Annotated in this window: 13 protein-coding genes; 7 read left to right on the top strand and 6 right to left on the bottom strand. The window is 66.9% G+C overall.

Going from position 1 to position 14,247, the window contains the following annotated elements; translation table 11 throughout:
- Positions 1-10 precede the first annotated feature (10 nt).
- The 4 genes from LMA02_RS21000 to LMA02_RS20985 are packed head-to-tail and all read left to right on the top strand — an operon-like array spanning position 11 to position 4,705.
- A complete protein-coding gene (locus LMA02_RS21000; protein ID WP_228909659.1) occupies positions 11-778 on the top strand; it encodes an NTP transferase domain-containing protein in 768 nt (255 codons plus the stop codon).
- Positions 775-2,463: a phosphoenolpyruvate mutase gene (gene aepX, locus LMA02_RS20995; protein ID WP_228909658.1), complete on the top strand. Its 1,689-nt coding sequence runs from the start codon at positions 775-777 to the stop codon at positions 2,461-2,463. The genes LMA02_RS21000 and aepX overlap by 4 nt, the downstream gene beginning before the upstream one ends.
- The gene (gene aepY / locus LMA02_RS20990) at positions 2,460-3,641 is read left to right on the top strand and encodes a phosphonopyruvate decarboxylase (protein WP_165752909.1); all 1,182 of its coding nucleotides are present in this window, start codon (positions 2,460-2,462) and stop codon (positions 3,639-3,641) included. The genes aepX and aepY overlap by 4 nt, the downstream gene beginning before the upstream one ends.
- Positions 3,641-4,705 (top strand): 2-aminoethylphosphonate aminotransferase, encoded by a 1,065-nt coding sequence (locus tag LMA02_RS20985; protein WP_228909657.1) that lies wholly within the window; start codon positions 3,641-3,643, stop codon positions 4,703-4,705. The genes aepY and LMA02_RS20985 overlap by 1 nt, the downstream gene beginning before the upstream one ends.
- 266 nt (positions 4,706-4,971) lie before the next feature.
- Here LMA02_RS20985 and LMA02_RS20980 read toward each other — a convergent pair whose 3' ends face one another.
- Together LMA02_RS20980 and LMA02_RS20975 are read right to left on the bottom strand one after the other, a co-directional pair.
- On the bottom strand, positions 4,972-5,100 hold the full coding sequence (locus LMA02_RS20980; RefSeq protein ID WP_228909656.1) for an ATP-binding protein: 129 nt from the start codon (positions 5,098-5,100) through the stop codon (positions 4,972-4,974).
- Positions 5,101-5,378: 278 nt separating this feature from the next.
- Positions 5,379-5,819 carry an acetyltransferase gene (locus LMA02_RS20975; RefSeq protein ID WP_228909655.1) on the bottom strand — a complete coding sequence of 147 codons (441 nt, stop codon included), beginning with the start codon at positions 5,817-5,819 and terminating at the stop codon, positions 5,379-5,381.
- A 472-nt stretch (positions 5,820-6,291) separates the two neighbouring features.
- Here LMA02_RS20975 and LMA02_RS20970 point away from each other — a divergent pair, with 472 nt between their 5' ends.
- Together LMA02_RS20970 and LMA02_RS20965 are read left to right on the top strand one after the other, a co-directional pair.
- The gene (locus LMA02_RS20970; protein ID WP_166724953.1) at positions 6,292-6,675 is read left to right on the top strand and encodes an ATP-dependent protease; all 384 of its coding nucleotides are present in this window, start codon (positions 6,292-6,294) and stop codon (positions 6,673-6,675) included.
- 34 nt (positions 6,676-6,709) lie between these two features.
- Complete coding sequence (locus tag LMA02_RS20965; RefSeq protein WP_228909654.1) at positions 6,710-7,528, top strand: multidrug ABC transporter ATPase; 819 nt, start codon at positions 6,710-6,712, stop codon at positions 7,526-7,528.
- Between the two features lie 28 nt (positions 7,529-7,556).
- On the opposite strand, the gene LMA02_RS20960 is transcribed toward LMA02_RS20965, so the two are convergent.
- Positions 7,557-8,708, bottom strand: coding sequence for an acyltransferase family protein (locus tag LMA02_RS20960; RefSeq protein WP_228909653.1), 1,152 nt, complete (start codon positions 8,706-8,708; stop codon positions 7,557-7,559).
- A gap of 309 nt (positions 8,709-9,017) precedes the next feature.
- Here LMA02_RS20960 and pip point away from each other — a divergent pair, with 309 nt between their 5' ends.
- Entirely contained in the window at positions 9,018-9,950 is a 933-nt protein-coding gene (gene pip / locus LMA02_RS20955; RefSeq protein ID WP_175671947.1) for a prolyl aminopeptidase, read from the top strand.
- Between the two features lie 62 nt (positions 9,951-10,012).
- Here pip and LMA02_RS20950 read toward each other — a convergent pair whose 3' ends face one another.
- The 3 genes from LMA02_RS20950 to LMA02_RS20940 all read right to left on the bottom strand — a co-directional run bounded on the left by LMA02_RS20950 (position 10,013) and on the right by LMA02_RS20940 (position 14,128).
- Positions 10,013-10,285 carry a hypothetical protein gene (locus tag LMA02_RS20950; RefSeq protein WP_011658549.1) on the bottom strand — a complete coding sequence of 91 codons (273 nt, stop codon included), beginning with the start codon at positions 10,283-10,285 and terminating at the stop codon, positions 10,013-10,015.
- A gap of 184 nt (positions 10,286-10,469) precedes the next feature.
- The gene (locus LMA02_RS20945; protein ID WP_228909652.1) at positions 10,470-11,528 is read right to left on the bottom strand and encodes a transglutaminase family protein; all 1,059 of its coding nucleotides are present in this window, start codon (positions 11,526-11,528) and stop codon (positions 10,470-10,472) included.
- Positions 11,522-14,128, bottom strand: a complete 2,607-nt coding sequence (locus LMA02_RS20940; RefSeq protein ID WP_228910068.1) for a circularly permuted type 2 ATP-grasp protein — start codon at positions 14,126-14,128, stop codon at positions 11,522-11,524. Before LMA02_RS20940 ends, LMA02_RS20945 begins: the two co-directional genes overlap by 7 nt.
- Positions 14,129-14,247 lie beyond the last annotated feature (119 nt).

The following is a 14,247-nucleotide window of genomic DNA, read 5'->3' as shown; positions in this document are numbered from 1 at the left end:
TGGAGAACCCATGCGAGCCATCATTCTTGCGGCAGGCCTCGGCTTGCGCCTGCAACAACCGCCCGAGGCGCAATACCCGAAGTGCCTGCTGCGCTTCGACGACGTGTCGCTGCTCGAGCGCCATCTGCGCGTACTCGACGCCGCGGGCGTCGATGAAATCGTGCTCGGGCTCGGCTTCCAGTCCGAGAAGGTCGAGCAGGAATTGAAGCGCCTCGGCCGCACCGCCGAGATCGTGATCAACGAGCGCTACGACCTCGGCAGCGTGCTGACCGTGCACACCGTCGCCGATGCGATGACGCGCGGCGGCGACGTGCTGCTGATGGACGCCGACGTGCTCTACGACGAGAACATCCTGCACGCGCTGGTGGCCGACTCGGACAAGGCAGTCGACCGCCTGCTGATCGATCGCGACTTCGAAGCCGGCGACGAGCCCGTCAAGCTGTGCCTGAAAAACGGCGTGCCGGTCGAGTTGCGCAAGCAGCTCGCGGTCGACCTCGACTACGACACGATCGGCGAATCGGTCGGCTTCTTCCGCTTCACCGAAGGCACCGCGCGCCGCCTCGCGAAGATCGTCGCGGGCTACGTCGACAGCGGCCGCGCGAACATGCCGCACGAGGAAGCCGTGCGTGACCTGCTGCTCGAAGGCGGCCATTCGTTCGACGTCGCCGACGTCACGGGTTTGCCGTGGATCGAGATCGACTTCCCGAACGACGTCGCACGCGCGACACAAGACATTCTTCCCCTGATTCAACGCACCACGGCAGGAGCCGCACGATGAACGCTCGCGAACCCAACTTCTCCGAATCGCGCAGCGCACGCCTGCGCCGCATGCTCGTCAGCAACGAACTCGAATTCCTGATGGAAGCGCACAACGGCCTGTCCGCGCGGATCGTCCGCGAAGCAGGCTTCAAGGGGATCTGGGCATCGGGCCTCGCGATCTCCGCGCAGTTCGGCGTACGTGACAACAACGAAGCGAGCTGGACCCAGGTCGTCGACGTGCTCGAGTTCATGGCCGACGCGAGCGACCTGCCGATCCTGCTCGACGGCGACACCGGCTACGGCAACTTCAACAACGTGCGCCGCCTCGTGAAGAAGCTCGAGCAGCGCGGCATCGCCGGCGTCTGTATCGAGGACAAGCAGTTCCCGAAGACCAACAGCTTCATCGGCGGCGAGCGCCAGCCGCTCGCGGAAATCGACGAGTTCTGCGGCAAGATCAAGGCCGGCAAGGATTCGCAGACCGACCCCGACTTCTCGATCGTCGCGCGCGTCGAAGCGCTGATCGCCGGCTGGGGGATGGACGAGGCGCTGCGCCGCGCGAACGCGTATGCGGAAGCCGGCGCCGACGCGATCCTGATCCACAGCAAGCTGTCGCGCCCGGACGAGATCCTGCAGTTCGCACGCGAATGGAGCGGCAAGGCGCCGCTCGTGATCGTGCCGACCAAGTACTACAGCACGCCGACCGACGTGTTCCGCCAGGCCGGCATCAGCACCGTGATCTGGGCGAACCACCTGATCCGCGCATCGGCATCTGCGATGCAGGCGACCGCCCGCGAGATCCACGAGAACGAAACGCTGATCAACGTCGAGGACCGCGTCGCATCGGTCAACGAGATCTTCCGCCTGCAGGACGCCGACGAATACTCGGCGGCCGAGCGTATCTACCTGTCGTCGTCGTCGCGCGCGTCGAACGCGGCGATCGTGCTCGCCGCGAGCCGCGGCAAGGGCCTCGAAGCCGTGACCGAAGACAAGCCGAAGGTCATGCTGCCGGTCGCCGGCAAGCCGCTGCTGCGCTGGCTCGTCGACGGCTTCAAGACGCACGGCGTGAACGACATCACCGTGGTCGGCGGCTATCGCGCCGACGCGATCGACACGTCGGGCATCAAGCTCGTCGTCAACGAACGCCATGCGCAGACGGGCGAGCTCGCATCGCTCGCATGCGCGGCCGAACGCCTGACCGGCGATACCGTGATCTCCTACGGCGACCTGCTGTTCCGCAGCTACATCGTGCGCGACCTCGCGGAGAGCGAGGCCGAGTTCAGCGTCGTCGTCGACTCGTCGTTGACGGAGCCGACCAACCAGAGCGTGCGCGATTTCGCGCTCTGCTCGGCCGCCGACGACCGCGGCCTGTTCGGTCAGAAAACCTACCTGCAACGCGTATCGAGCGACGTCGCCGCAGGCACGCCGCACGGCCGCTGGATCGGTCTGCTGAACGTGCGCGGCGCAGGCGTCGACCGTCTGAAGGCGATGCTCGCGACGCTGCAGGCACGTCCTGATTTCGACACGCTCGATATCCCGTCCCTGCTCAACGAACTGATCGCCGCCGGCGAGAAGATCGAGGTGCAGTACGTGCACGGCCACTGGCGCGGCGTCAACGATCTCGAAGACTTCCGCCGCGCGGGCGACTTCGCGCACGGCCAGACGCCGCTGTCCGAGCCGGGCGCCGGCAACGGGGGCGCGCAATGATCGAAGCGGCCCAGTTCGTCGAGGCCGCGCGCGAGCGCGGTTTCGACTGGTACGCGGGCGTGCCCTGCTCGTACCTGACGCCGTTCATCAATTACGTGCTGCAGGACCCGACGCTGCACTACCTGTCGGCCGCGAACGAAGGCGACGCGGTCGCGCTGATCGCGGGCGCCACGCTCGGCGGCAAGCGCGGGATCGCGATGATGCAGAACTCCGGGCTCGGCAATGCGGTGAGCCCGCTCACGTCGCTGACCTGGACGTTCCGGCTGCCGCAACTGCTAATCGTCACGTGGCGCGGCCAGCCGGGCGTATCCGACGAGCCGCAGCACGCGCTGATGGGGCCGATTACGCCGGCGATGCTCGACACGATGGAGATCCCGTGGGAGACGTTCCCGACCGACCCCGAACAGGTCGGCCCGGCGCTCGACCGCGCGATCGCGCACATGGACGCAACCGGCCGCCCGTACGCGCTCGTGATGCAGAAAGGCAGCGTCGCGCCGTATGAACTGAAGGCGAACCCGGCGGCGACGCCGCGCGCGCATGTTGCCGCACAGTCCGCGGCACGTGCTGAATCACCCGCCGCGTGGCCGACCCGCCACGACGCGCTGCAACGCGTGATCGCGCACACGCCGGTCGATTCGACCGTCGTGCTCGCGTCGACCGGCTTCTGCGGCCGCGAACTCTATGCGATCGACGACCGTCCGAACCAGCTGTACATGGTCGGCTCGATGGGTTGCGTGACGCCGCTCGCGCTGGGTCTCGCGCTCGCGCGCCCCGACCTGCGCGTGGTGGCCGTCGACGGCGACGGCGCCGCGCTGATGCGCATGGGCGTGTTCGCGACGCTCGGCACCTATGGCCCGTCCAACCTCACGCACGTGCTGCTCGACAACGGCGCGCACGAATCGACCGGCGGCCAGGCGACCGTATCGCGGCATGTGTCGTTCGCGGGCGTCGCCGCCGCGTGCGGCTATGCGTCCGCCGTCGAAGGCGACACGCTCGACGTGCTCGATGCGACGCTCGCTGCGCAGAGCAACGGTACGCAGTTCGTGCGCGTTGCGATCCGCACGGGCGTGCCCGACGGCCTGCCCCGCCCGACCGTCACGCCGGTCGAGGTCAAGACCCGCTTGATGCGGCATATCGGCGCCGCACAGGCCGAAGCCCACGCCGAAGGAGCTCATTGATGCTGCTGCTGAACCCCGGCCCGGTCACGCTCACCGAACGCGTGCGCCGCAGCCTGCTGCAACCCGACCTGTGCCATCGCGAAAGCGAATTCTTCGATCTGCAGGATGAAGCGCGTGCGCGCCTCGTCGCCGCGTACGAGCTCGATCCGGCCGAATGGGCCGCCGTGCTGATGACGGGCTCGGGCACCGCCGCCGTCGAAAGCATGATCGCGGCGCTCGTACCGCAGGACGGCAAGCTGCTCGTGATCGAGAACGGCGTGTACGGCGAGCGCATCACGCAGATCGCGACGCAGTACGGGATCGCGCATGATGTGCTGAAGCATGAGTGGATGCAGGCGCCTGATCTCGCGCAGATTGGTGCGAAGCTCGACGCGGGTGGGTATTCGCACGTTGCGGTGATTCATCACGAAACGACGACCGGCCGCTTGAACGACCTCGGCGCGATCGCCGACGTATGCCGTGCGCGTGGTGTGAAGATGCTCGTCGATGGCGTCAGCAGCTTCGGGGCTGAGGCGATCGACTTCGCCGGCGGCGTGATTGATGCTGTTGCCGCTACCGCGAACAAGTGCCTGCACGGCGTGCCGGGTGCCGCGTTCGTGATCGTGCGCCGCAGCGCGCTTGCCAAGGCCGCGAGCCGTACTTATTACCTCGATCTCGGTCGTCTCGCGAAGCTGCAGGATCAGCGGAATACGCCGTTTACGCCTTCCGTGCATGCTTACTATGCGCTCGTCGAGGCGTTGCGCGAGTTTGATGAGGCCGGTGGCTGGCGTGCGCGGCATGCTCACTACAAGGCGCTCGCTGATCAGGCGCAGGCTGGGCTGGCGGCGCGCGGGATGTCGCTCGTGCTGCCCGAAGGCGCTTCGTCGGTCGTGCTGCGTGCGTATAGGCTGCCGCAGGGCGTCACGTATGAGACGCTGCATGACGGGTTGAAGGCGCGCGGCTTCGTGATTTACGCGGGGCAAGGCGGGTTGTCGAAGGAACTGTTCCGCATTTCGACGATGGGGGCGATTCAGGCGGCCGATGTCGATCGGTTGCTGGAAGGGTTTACGGAGTTGACGCGGTAAGCGTTGCCCTGCTCGTACGTTCGTCCATGAAAGGCCCGCAAGGGCCTTTTTTGTTGGTCATCGTGGATCAAAGGAAAATGCGGGGAAGAGTGCCGGCATTCGGCTGCGGTCAGTCGACGTAGTCGCCCGAATCGTTGACAATGAAGTCTGCTTCAATCTATGCGACGTTTCTTATTGACCACGTCCATGCTACTTTCAAACGATTCCATCAACAGGTTACGTAATCTGGAGCTGCAATTGCCCAGCGAACCGCTCTTCTCGCCGGATCACCGTAAGTATCCTTCGGGTTTTCCTGATTCGTTGACACCGATCAGCGCGGCAACATCGCCGGCGTCAATATCACCGCTGTCCTTCACGGAACGGAAATTCGTTACCCGGTACTTGATCAACTTCATCCTACCCCCGTTGAGATTGCTGATTTGTACGCGCAATCGAGTCCTGCGCCCTAGTTGAACATGATAATAGGGCGTATCGACAGAGTACTTGCGGTGGCGTCCGCCTGCACCATTTTCTTGCGGTGGCGAAACTTTGCGGAATAGCGGTGCATTGTAATCGGTTTCAGATTCATCACGGCATTCGCCGAAGCGGTCGATGCGAGCGACCGCTTCAGGTCGATCCGCGCCGGTCGCGTGCGCTGGGCGGCGGCCGGCCGAGTTCGGCCATGAGCAGACACTTAGACGCCGATGTACTCCAAGTGAATGAGTGGATATGGTCTTCCCTGTCCATCCAGTGGAGAGCGGCCCGTCCGTTTGAAACCCATTTTTTCGTAAAAACCAACGGCTTGACCGTTCTGCTCATTGACATCGGTTGTCATTTTGGGATGAAGCTTCAGGCCATGACGGACTAGGGCTGCACCAATGCCAATCCCTCTGCAGGCTGGATCAACGAACAGTGCCTCCATGTGGCCGTTGTCGATAAGCATGAATGCCTGGGCGTAATCATTGGCATCCACTGCCAACCAGAGCGGAGCTTTCGGGAGGAAGTCACAGACCAAATCATCAATGGCTTTGCGGTCCACGGGGGACAGGAAATCATGTGTAGCGTCAACTGCACGGCGCCAAATTTCAAAGGCACGAGCGCCTTCCTCGGGACGGGAATTTCGAATAGTAACCATTGTTTGATTATAAGCACTGCGAGGTTTGGAGGCTGAATCTGGTTCAGAGAGGCCCGCCTAGGAAGGGCCTCGACCTGTCGTCAGAATGACCGCAACAGGTCGTTTTGAGCCAGCAATGGACCACCGGGAGGTATCCGTCGGAGTTCGGTTAGGCATTACGAGCCATTCACGACCGACGCACGCACTGGCGCTTAAGTGCCGGAGTAACGCTTGCGATGATACGCTCGACACTTGTTCCGCGATCTGCCACGCCCGGTTGTTTTCATCGCGATCGCTGAGCTTGCAGTGCGGCAAAATGAGTGCCCGGGCGCCCCCGATGAGTGGCGCACTCGAAGGCGTAAGCCTCCCGATCATGGTGCCTTTGCTCGGGCCAAACGTCAGTGCAAGGCGGAGTATTATGCCGTCCGGATTCGCGGCACCAAGCCGGGCACGGCCCGTGCGATGTTGTGCCATGACAGACATGAGAAATGGAATGACGACTACATTTGACGAGGCGACAACGGCGGCGATCGCCGCGTTTGCCCAACTGGATTTCTACACGGCTGTGCAAGCGATGCGCGCCGAGGCAGATTACGACCACGAACGAGACCAGTGGATCTCGCGCTATATCGACGAGCACGGCGGCGACGCGGACGATGCAGCATACGACGCCTTGCACGCTCAGGCCCAGGCAACCCCGGAATACGCGCAGTTCGTTGATGCGGTTCGCCGGGAAATCCTGGACTACTTCGGCGTGACTGACGATCAACTGGACTGCATGATCGTGCTGCGCAATGACGACAGCGATGAGCTTTGGGCGGAAGTCAATCGGCAGCGGAGTGCGCTGGGAACCGGTGAAGTGCGCGGAGATCTCTGATCGAAAGATGCGAAGTACCTTTTCCATTGTCGCCATGAGAGGCTCCCACTTCGTCCCGCTGTTGGCACTCGTCCTCGCTCCCGCCGCTCACGCAACCGATAACCAACCCTGCGACGATGCAGCCATCACGGCCGTCGCCCGCTGGTCCGGCATCGCGAGTGCACGCATCGCCACGCGCGACGCGGACAGGCTCGTCATCGCATCGGCGTGCAAGGCGATGCCAAACGCGCCACAGACAACGATCGCAGCCGTCGCGTTCGATTCGCTGCCGAAGAGCGAGAACCCGGGCGGCAACAACAAGCTGCAGGTCGTCGCGCTCGTCGAGGGCGGCAAGATCGTCGCGGCCGCGCGCTCGATCGTCGAGGAAGATGCCGCCACGGAAGTCGGTCCGGACAGCTATCGCATCGACACCGCGCCTTATCGGCTGTCGCCCGACGTACGCGCGTTCGGCGTCGTGTTCCTGAGCAGCGCGCGCGGGCCGAGCTGTCCCGATGCGAATGCGAGCGAAGAGCTGACGCTGTGGGTTCGCGAAGGCAATCGTATCCACCCGGTGTTCGGCACGAACCTGTACGGCTGGGTCAGTGTCGAGGGCGAGGCTTGCGGCGCGGGTGCCGGCGACGCGCGCAGCGAGGACGCAAGGATGACGATCGCGGTCGACAAGACGTCGAGCCACGGCTTCGCCGACCTGTCGATCACGGCACACGTCACGAAGACGCAACGCAAGGACGGCGACTATTCGGAAACGGGCAAGCGAACCACGCGCACGGTCGTCAAATACGACGGCCAATCGTACGGTATCGATATGTTCCGGGACTTCTGGTATTCGCCCGCCGCGCGCAAGCGCTTCAAGTAAGACGGCGGCAGACCGCCACCTTGTCCGCCTACTCCACCACCTTCGGCCCGATAGCATCGGTCGGCGTCGGCATCCGCAGCGCGTCGTCGCGCACGCGTCGCGCCTCGCGCGCGGTGTAGCGATCCTTCAGCCGCAGGAACGGTTTTTCAATAAGGAAGTAGCTCGCCGTCGCCGCCAGCAGCGCCCACACGATGCCGAGCGGAAACGCATGCGCGACCGGCAGACCCGGGTTCGCGAACGGTTGCTGCCACAAATACAGGCTGAACGAAATCGTGCCGACGAACACGACCGGCGCAGCCCGCAGCCACCGCGCGCACCAGAACTCGCTGCGGAAATTCAGCACGACGATCACGATCGCGATCAGCGCGGCCTCGATCGTCACGCCGTAGGTTGCATTCCAGAAGCCGCCGAGCCGACGTTCGGCAAGCGGCATCCCGAACAGCACGATGAAGACGATCGCCGTCACGATGCGCGTCTCGCCACGCCACGAGCCGATCCACGCTTCGAGCCGTTCGCGGTTGAGCGCCGCGTAGCAGCCGATCAGGATCGGATCGACGCCCGTATGCAGCATCATCGCGAGCTGCCCGCGCAGCGCCGGCGCGACGAAATACGTCAGCGTGCGCACCAGCGGCACGGCCAGGATCAGCACAGCCAGCCAGCGCGTGCCACGGTGGCGGATGCCGTACACGAACAGCAGCGGCCAGAACCAGTAAAACTGTTCCTCGAGCGCGAGCGACCAGAAGTGGCCGAGATACCACGCGCCGTCCGGATGCAGCGCGTTGTCGCCGGCCAGGCCGAACCACGCCGAGTAGTTCCACAGATGCAGCGCCGCATACAGCCACTGGCGGCGATCGACGTCGAGCCAGCCGGCGACGGCGAGGATGCCGACGATCGCGAGATACACGTAGCAGGCCGGCCAGATTCGCAGCGCGCGGCGCACGTAGAACGACGTCAGCGCAATCCCGCCGGTGCGCGCGAACTCCGCGCGCAGCACGTTGGTGATCAGGAACCCGCTGAGGACGAAGAAGATCAGCACGCCGAGCCGGCCGTCGGCGATCAGCCGCAACGGCGCGAGCCAGCCGGTGTAGCCGCCCGGCAGCACGTGCTCCGCGTGGCCGACGACGACCATCGTGACCGCGACGGCGCGCAACCCTGTCAGCTGCTTGACGCGATGGTTCATCGGATGGTTTCCGTTGGCACGGTGGAGGGATGGCAGGCCGGCGCCCGATTCCGATTCCCGGCGCCGACATGCCGTCGCGATTTTGTCTGAAAAATATCGGAATGAAATTATTTCAAAAATTCAGGGGCGCAGACCGCCGCGCAGCGGCCGGAATGAATGGGCATAATGACCGGCATTGTCCGGCGGCAGTGGCGGCCAGATGCAGACGCAACGAATCTTGCGGCGCCGCAATCCCCGCGATACCGGCGCCCCCGCATCCCGGCTCGCGCCTCGTCCGCCGTCCTGTCGACCCTCACCCGGAGCCTGCCTGTGTACCCACCGATCGAACCCTACGCCCACGGCCACCTCGACACCGGCGACGGCCACCACATCTACTGGGAGCGCTGCGGCAACCCGTCCGGCAAGCCGGCGGTGTTCCTGCACGGCGGCCCGGGCGCCGGCTGCAGCCCCGACCATCGCCGCCTGTTCGATCCCGAGCGTTACGACATCCTGCTGTTCGACCAGCGCGGCTGCGGGCGCTCGACGCCGCATGCCAGCCTCGACAACAACACGACCTGGGACCTGGTGGCCGACATCGAGCGGCTGCGCGAGATGACGGGCGCGGAGCAATGGCTCGTGTTCGGCGGTTCGTGGGGCAGCGCGCTCGCCCTCGCCTACGCGCAGACACACCCGCAACGCGTGAGCGCGCTCGTCGTGCGCGGCATCTTCACGATGCGTCGCGCGGAGTTGCTGTGGTACTACCAGGAAGGCGCGTCGTGGCTGTTCCCGGACCTGTGGGAAGAATTCCTCGCGCCGATTCCGGAAGCCGAGCGCGGCGACCTGATGGCCGCGTACCATCGCCGGCTGACGGGCGACGACGAAGCCGCGAAGCTCGAAGCCGCGCGTGCGTGGAGCCTCTGGGAAGGCCGCACGATCACGCTGCTGCCCGATCCGGCGCTGGCCGCGCACTTCGCGGACGGCCGCTACGCGCTCGCGTTCGCGCGGATCGAAAACCACTACTTCGTGAATCGCGGGTTCGTCGACGAAGGCCAGTTGCTGCGCGACGCGCATCGCCTCGCCGGCATTCCGGGCGTGATCGTCCAGGGCCGCTACGACATCGCAACGCCCGCACGCACCGCGTGGGATCTCGCGAAAGCGTGGCCGGACGCGACGTTCGAAATCGTGCCGGACGCCGGGCACGCGTACAACGAACCGGGCATCCTGAAGGCGTTGCTCGCCGCAACGGACCGGTTCGCCGCGTAAGCGACTCCACGCAAAGCGGCGCGGCGCGCTGCATCAGGCACGGCCTGCACGCGCCGCCCCGCTCACAACGCGGCTTCGACGATCGCTTTGCCGCTGATCGCGCGCTCGACGAGCTGTTCGTCCCCGACCTTGCGGATCGCATCGTCGAGCAACCCTTCCGGCTCCTCGGTCGCCACCTTCAACAGGCCGGACAGGCCGCGCGCGTCGAGCACCACCAGCGTCTCCATCGAATCCGCGCGGCTCACGAGCACACGGCGGAACGCAGGGCCCGCGCCGAAGCTCGCGCAGAGCGCGATCGTCTCGTTGCCGAGCGGGTAGTCGAAGTTCTTGATCATCTCAGCCGCCGTTGCAAGGGAATGGCTGCGCGCGACGGCGCGGCGCCGTGACGTCGTCGCACCCGCGCGTGCCGCCGGCGCCAGACCGGGTTCGATCCGTTCGCCGGCACCATCATGCTAGGCGGGCAGTATTAACGAAGACTTAAACGGCCGGCGAGCGGTGCGTCAGGCCGATCACAGCGTCTCACGACGCTTCGTCGAGCGGCTCGACCGTCACGCCGACCTTCAGCTCCTGATCCGCGCCGCCGCCACGTATCACGCCGCGCAACGGCGTCACGTCCGCATAGTCGCGGCCGATGGACAGCATCACGTAGTCGTCACCCGGCGCACGGTCGTTGGTAGGGTCGAGTTGCAGCCAGCCGCCATCTTCGGGCCATGCCGGGTCGTACACGTCAACCCATGCATGCGACGCATCCGCGCCGATCAGCCGCGGCTGCCCGGGCGGCGGCTGGGTCAGCAGATATCCGCTCACGTAGCGCGCGGCGAGCCCGAGCGAGCGCAGCGCGCCGATCATCACGTGCGCGAAATCCTGGCAGACGCCCTTGCGCAATCGCAACGCATCGAGCGCGGTCGTCGTGATGTCGGTGCTGTTCGGCGTGTACGCGAAATCCGCGTGAACTCGCCGCATCAGGTCCCATGCGGCCTGCACGAGCGGCCGCCCCGGCGTGAAGCTCGCGGCCGCATACGCGGCCAGTTCGGGATCGCACGCCACGTGCGGCGACGCGAACACGAACTCGCTCGCCGCGTCGTACGGCTGCCCCGCGCGAAACCGCAAGCGCTCGCGCACGGCTTCCCACGCCATCGCATGTTCGGCGTCGGGGTTCGCGATCGCGGGCGGCGGTGCGCCGCGTGCCCCTAGCGACCATACGGGCGGGCTCACGCGCACCGTGCTGCGGCTGCGCACGAGCAGCGCATCGTGAGGCTGGTTCAGCGCGAACGACGCGCGCGCGTTGCCGAACGCATCGATCTCGGTGCAAACCGACTCCGGTGCGGGCTCGATGTCGAGCGCGAACGACAGCACCTGCTGGCGCGGCGTCGCGAGCGGCTGCAGCCGCGCCTGGTGCTGCGCGGATTCGACGCGCGCCGCGTAGCGGTATTCGGTGTCGTGCGTCACCCTAAGCACGCGACCGGGCGCGACGGTGGTCGGCGTGGCGGCGGGTGCAGGCGTCGCCGCCGGCGCCTCCTTCGCGCTGCCGGAACCGGGCGCGGGCGACATCTTCGTCGCGTGTTTCGTCGTCACCATAGCGTCCTGCCCGCCTCGCGCACATGACTGAAATAGCGCTCGCCGATCCGGTTCGACAATTCCCACACCGCCTTCACGGTCGCGTCGAGCGCATCGAGCAGCTTGTCGTGCCGGCCGTCGTCGCCGGTTTCGCACAATTCGTGCAGCGACCACGCGGGCACGTCCGGAATCGTCTCGGCGAGTTCGGACAGCGCATAGCCTTCGCTGTGCTCGACCTTCGTCAGCCGGCCGCGCAGCGCCTGCACGACCCAGCCGAGCGAGCGCGGGTTGTCGGTGTCGAGCACCACGAGCGACAGCAGCGGCGCGACGTCGAAGCCGCGCTGGAACCGCGAGCGGAACGTGATCGTGCTGTCGAACAGTTCGAGCACGAGCTCGAAGCCGTCCTGCCGGTGCACGGCGCCCTCGTCGAACGCGAACTTCAGCACGCTGCACAGGAAGTCCAGCCGCTCGATCTGCCGGCCGATCGACAGCAGCCGCCAGCCGTCGTCGCGCGTCATGTTGTCGGTCTGCGCGCCGGTGATCGCACCGAGCAGCAGCCCCAGCCGCTCCAGCAGTTGCAGCGCCTCGTTGCCGATCTGTTCTTCGGCTTCCGGATGGTCGGCGCTGTCGGCAAACAATTGCGTCGCGTCGTCGATCAACCGCCACTGATCGCTCGACAGCCGCTCGCGGATCGCGGCGGCGGCGCCGCGCATCCCGAACAGGCAGGATGCAATGCCGGACGTGCGGTCCGCGCCGCGCGTCAGCGACGTCGCGAGCGCGTGCTGGAACGCACGCGGCGCATCGACGGCGTTCGGCGCATCGGACGCGATCAGCCCCGTGTCGCGGCACAGCGTGTCGATCAGCTCCAGATGCGCGGGACTGTCGACGTCGTCCTCGCCGCGCAGCCGCTCCAGCGCGGCGCGCGCGAGACGCATCAGGCTGGTCGCGCGCTCGGTGTAGCGGCCGAGCCAGAACAGGTTCTCGGCCGCGCGGCTCGCGATCGCGCGCGGGTGCTCGACGAGATCGTCGGGGCCGAGACGGGTCTGCAGCAGCGTCGTCGAATCGACGATGCCTTCGGTCATCACCCACGTATCGACGGTGCTGCCGCCGCGCGGCATCGGCGCGTTGAACAGCGTATCGCGCGTGCCGACCCGCGACAGGCCGCCCGGCAGCAGCCGCCAGCGCTGCGCGCCGTCGGCGAGCGCGAACACGCGCAGCAGCAGCGGTTTCGGCACGATGCGCGCGCCGCCGTTACCGTCGGGCGCGTCGCGCCCCGGCCAGGTCGGCGCCTGCGACAACGGCAGGTCGGCCTGCACCGTGTAATGCTCGGGCCGCGCGAGGATCCGCGCACGCCACTCGGCCAGCTGCGCCGGCGTGAACCGCGCGCCGATCACCGGATCGAACCCGCCGCCGGCCTGGGCGTCGGGTGGATACGACGGTTTCACGATGCTGCGCGCGAGCTGCGGCAGCGCGTCGTTGCACGCGGCGGCCTCGCCGCACCACCACGAATGCACGGCGGGCAGCGTCAGCGTTTCGCCGAGCAACCCTTCCGCGAGGCGCGGCATGAAGCCGAGCATGCCCGGCGATTCGAGGAAGCCCGAACCCGGCGCATTCGCGAGCAGCACGTTGCCCGCGCGCACGGCCTGCAGCAGCCCCGGCACGCCGAGCATCGAATCGGGCCGCAGTTCGAGCGGATCGAGCCACGCGTCGTCGACGCGCCGCAGGATCCCGTGCACGGGCTCGAGCCCGCGCAGCGTCTTCAGGAATACGTGGTTGTCGCGCGCGGTCAGGTCGCCGCCCTCGACGAGCGTGAGACCGAGATAGCGCGCGAGATACGCATGTTCGAAGTAGGTCGCGCTGTGCGGCCCCGGCGTCAGCAGCACGATCCGCGAATTCTTGCGGGCCGGGCTGAGCGCCTGCATGCTCTGCAGCAGCGACCGGTACGCGGACGCGAGCCGCTGCACGCGCAGCCCGCGGAAGCCGCGCGGAAAGAGCCGTGACACGATCAGCCGGTTTTCGAGCAGATAACCGAGCCCGGACGGGCCCTGCGTGTGCTGCGAGACGATCCGCCATTGCCCGTCGGGGCCGCGCGCGAGATCGAACGCAACGATGTGCAGCCACGTGTCGCCCGGCACGCGCGCGCCGCGCATCGCGCGCAGGTAGCCCGGGTGGCCGGTGACGAGCGCGGGCGGCAGCAGCCCGCGCTCCAGGATCGTCTGCGGGCCGTACAGGTCGGCCATGGTCGCGTTCAGCAGCCGCACGCGCTGCAGCACGCCGCGCTCGATCGCGACCCAGTCCTCGGGCGTGACGATCAGCGGCAGCAGGTCAAGCGACCACGGGCCGGCCGCGCCGTCGCCCGCGCGTTGCTCGTGGAGCTGGTAGAACAGGCCGTTCTCGCGCATGCGTCGCTGCAGCGCGTCGGCGCGGCGGTCGAGGTCGGCCACGCCGTCGCTGCCGATCGACGTGAAGAAGTTGCGCCATGCGGGAGCGAGCAGCGGCGCGGTGAGGCCGGCGGCACTGCCGCGCAGTTCGTCGTAGCGGCCGGCCGCGGCCGGCGCCGCGAGCGCGGCGGCCAGTTCCGCGGCGTCCGGCTGCGCGCCGGTATCGAAGAGCGTGGGCATCGCGTCGGCGTCGGCGAGATTGTCGGGGTGAAGGGGCGGCACGGTCTGTATCGTTCCGTCGTCAGGGTGCGGCCGTGCCCGCGCGCCGCCGCAGCGGCGGCCGGGCACGGCGGACGCGG

This window comes from Burkholderia sp. B21-005 (assembly GCF_020843965.1).
Lineage (GTDB): Bacteria > Pseudomonadota > Gammaproteobacteria > Burkholderiales > Burkholderiaceae > Burkholderia > Burkholderia ambifaria.
This window is presented reverse-complemented; position numbering and strand designations above follow the sequence as displayed.

Bases quoted from the DNA above. Each gene is read 5' to 3' on its own strand.
- LMA02_RS21000 (WP_228909659.1), top strand. From the start codon at position 11: ATGCGAGCCATCATTCTTGCGGCAGGCCTCGGCTTGCGCCTGCAACAA.
- aepX (WP_228909658.1), top strand. From the start codon at position 775: ATGAACGCTCGCGAACCCAACTTCTCCGAATCGCGCAGCGCACGCCTG.
- aepY (WP_165752909.1), top strand. From the start codon at position 2,460: ATGATCGAAGCGGCCCAGTTCGTCGAGGCCGCGCGCGAGCGCGGTTTC.
- LMA02_RS20985 (WP_228909657.1), top strand. From the start codon at position 3,641: ATGCTGCTGCTGAACCCCGGCCCGGTCACGCTCACCGAACGCGTGCGC.
- LMA02_RS20980 (WP_228909656.1), bottom strand. From the start codon at position 5,100: ATGAAGTTGATCAAGTACCGGGTAACGAATTTCCGTTCCGTGAAGGAC.
- LMA02_RS20975 (WP_228909655.1), bottom strand. From the start codon at position 5,819: ATGGTTACTATTCGAAATTCCCGTCCCGAGGAAGGCGCTCGTGCCTTT.
- LMA02_RS20970 (WP_166724953.1), top strand. From the start codon at position 6,292: ATGACGACTACATTTGACGAGGCGACAACGGCGGCGATCGCCGCGTTT.
- LMA02_RS20965 (WP_228909654.1), top strand. From the start codon at position 6,710: ATGAGAGGCTCCCACTTCGTCCCGCTGTTGGCACTCGTCCTCGCTCCC.
- LMA02_RS20960 (WP_228909653.1), bottom strand. From the start codon at position 8,708: ATGAACCATCGCGTCAAGCAGCTGACAGGGTTGCGCGCCGTCGCGGTC.
- LMA02_RS20950 (WP_011658549.1), bottom strand. From the start codon at position 10,285: ATGATCAAGAACTTCGACTACCCGCTCGGCAACGAGACGATCGCGCTC.
- LMA02_RS20945 (WP_228909652.1), bottom strand. From the start codon at position 11,528: ATGGTGACGACGAAACACGCGACGAAGATGTCGCCCGCGCCCGGTTCC.
- LMA02_RS20940 (WP_228910068.1), bottom strand. From the start codon at position 14,128: ATGCCCACGCTCTTCGATACCGGCGCGCAGCCGGACGCCGCGGAACTG.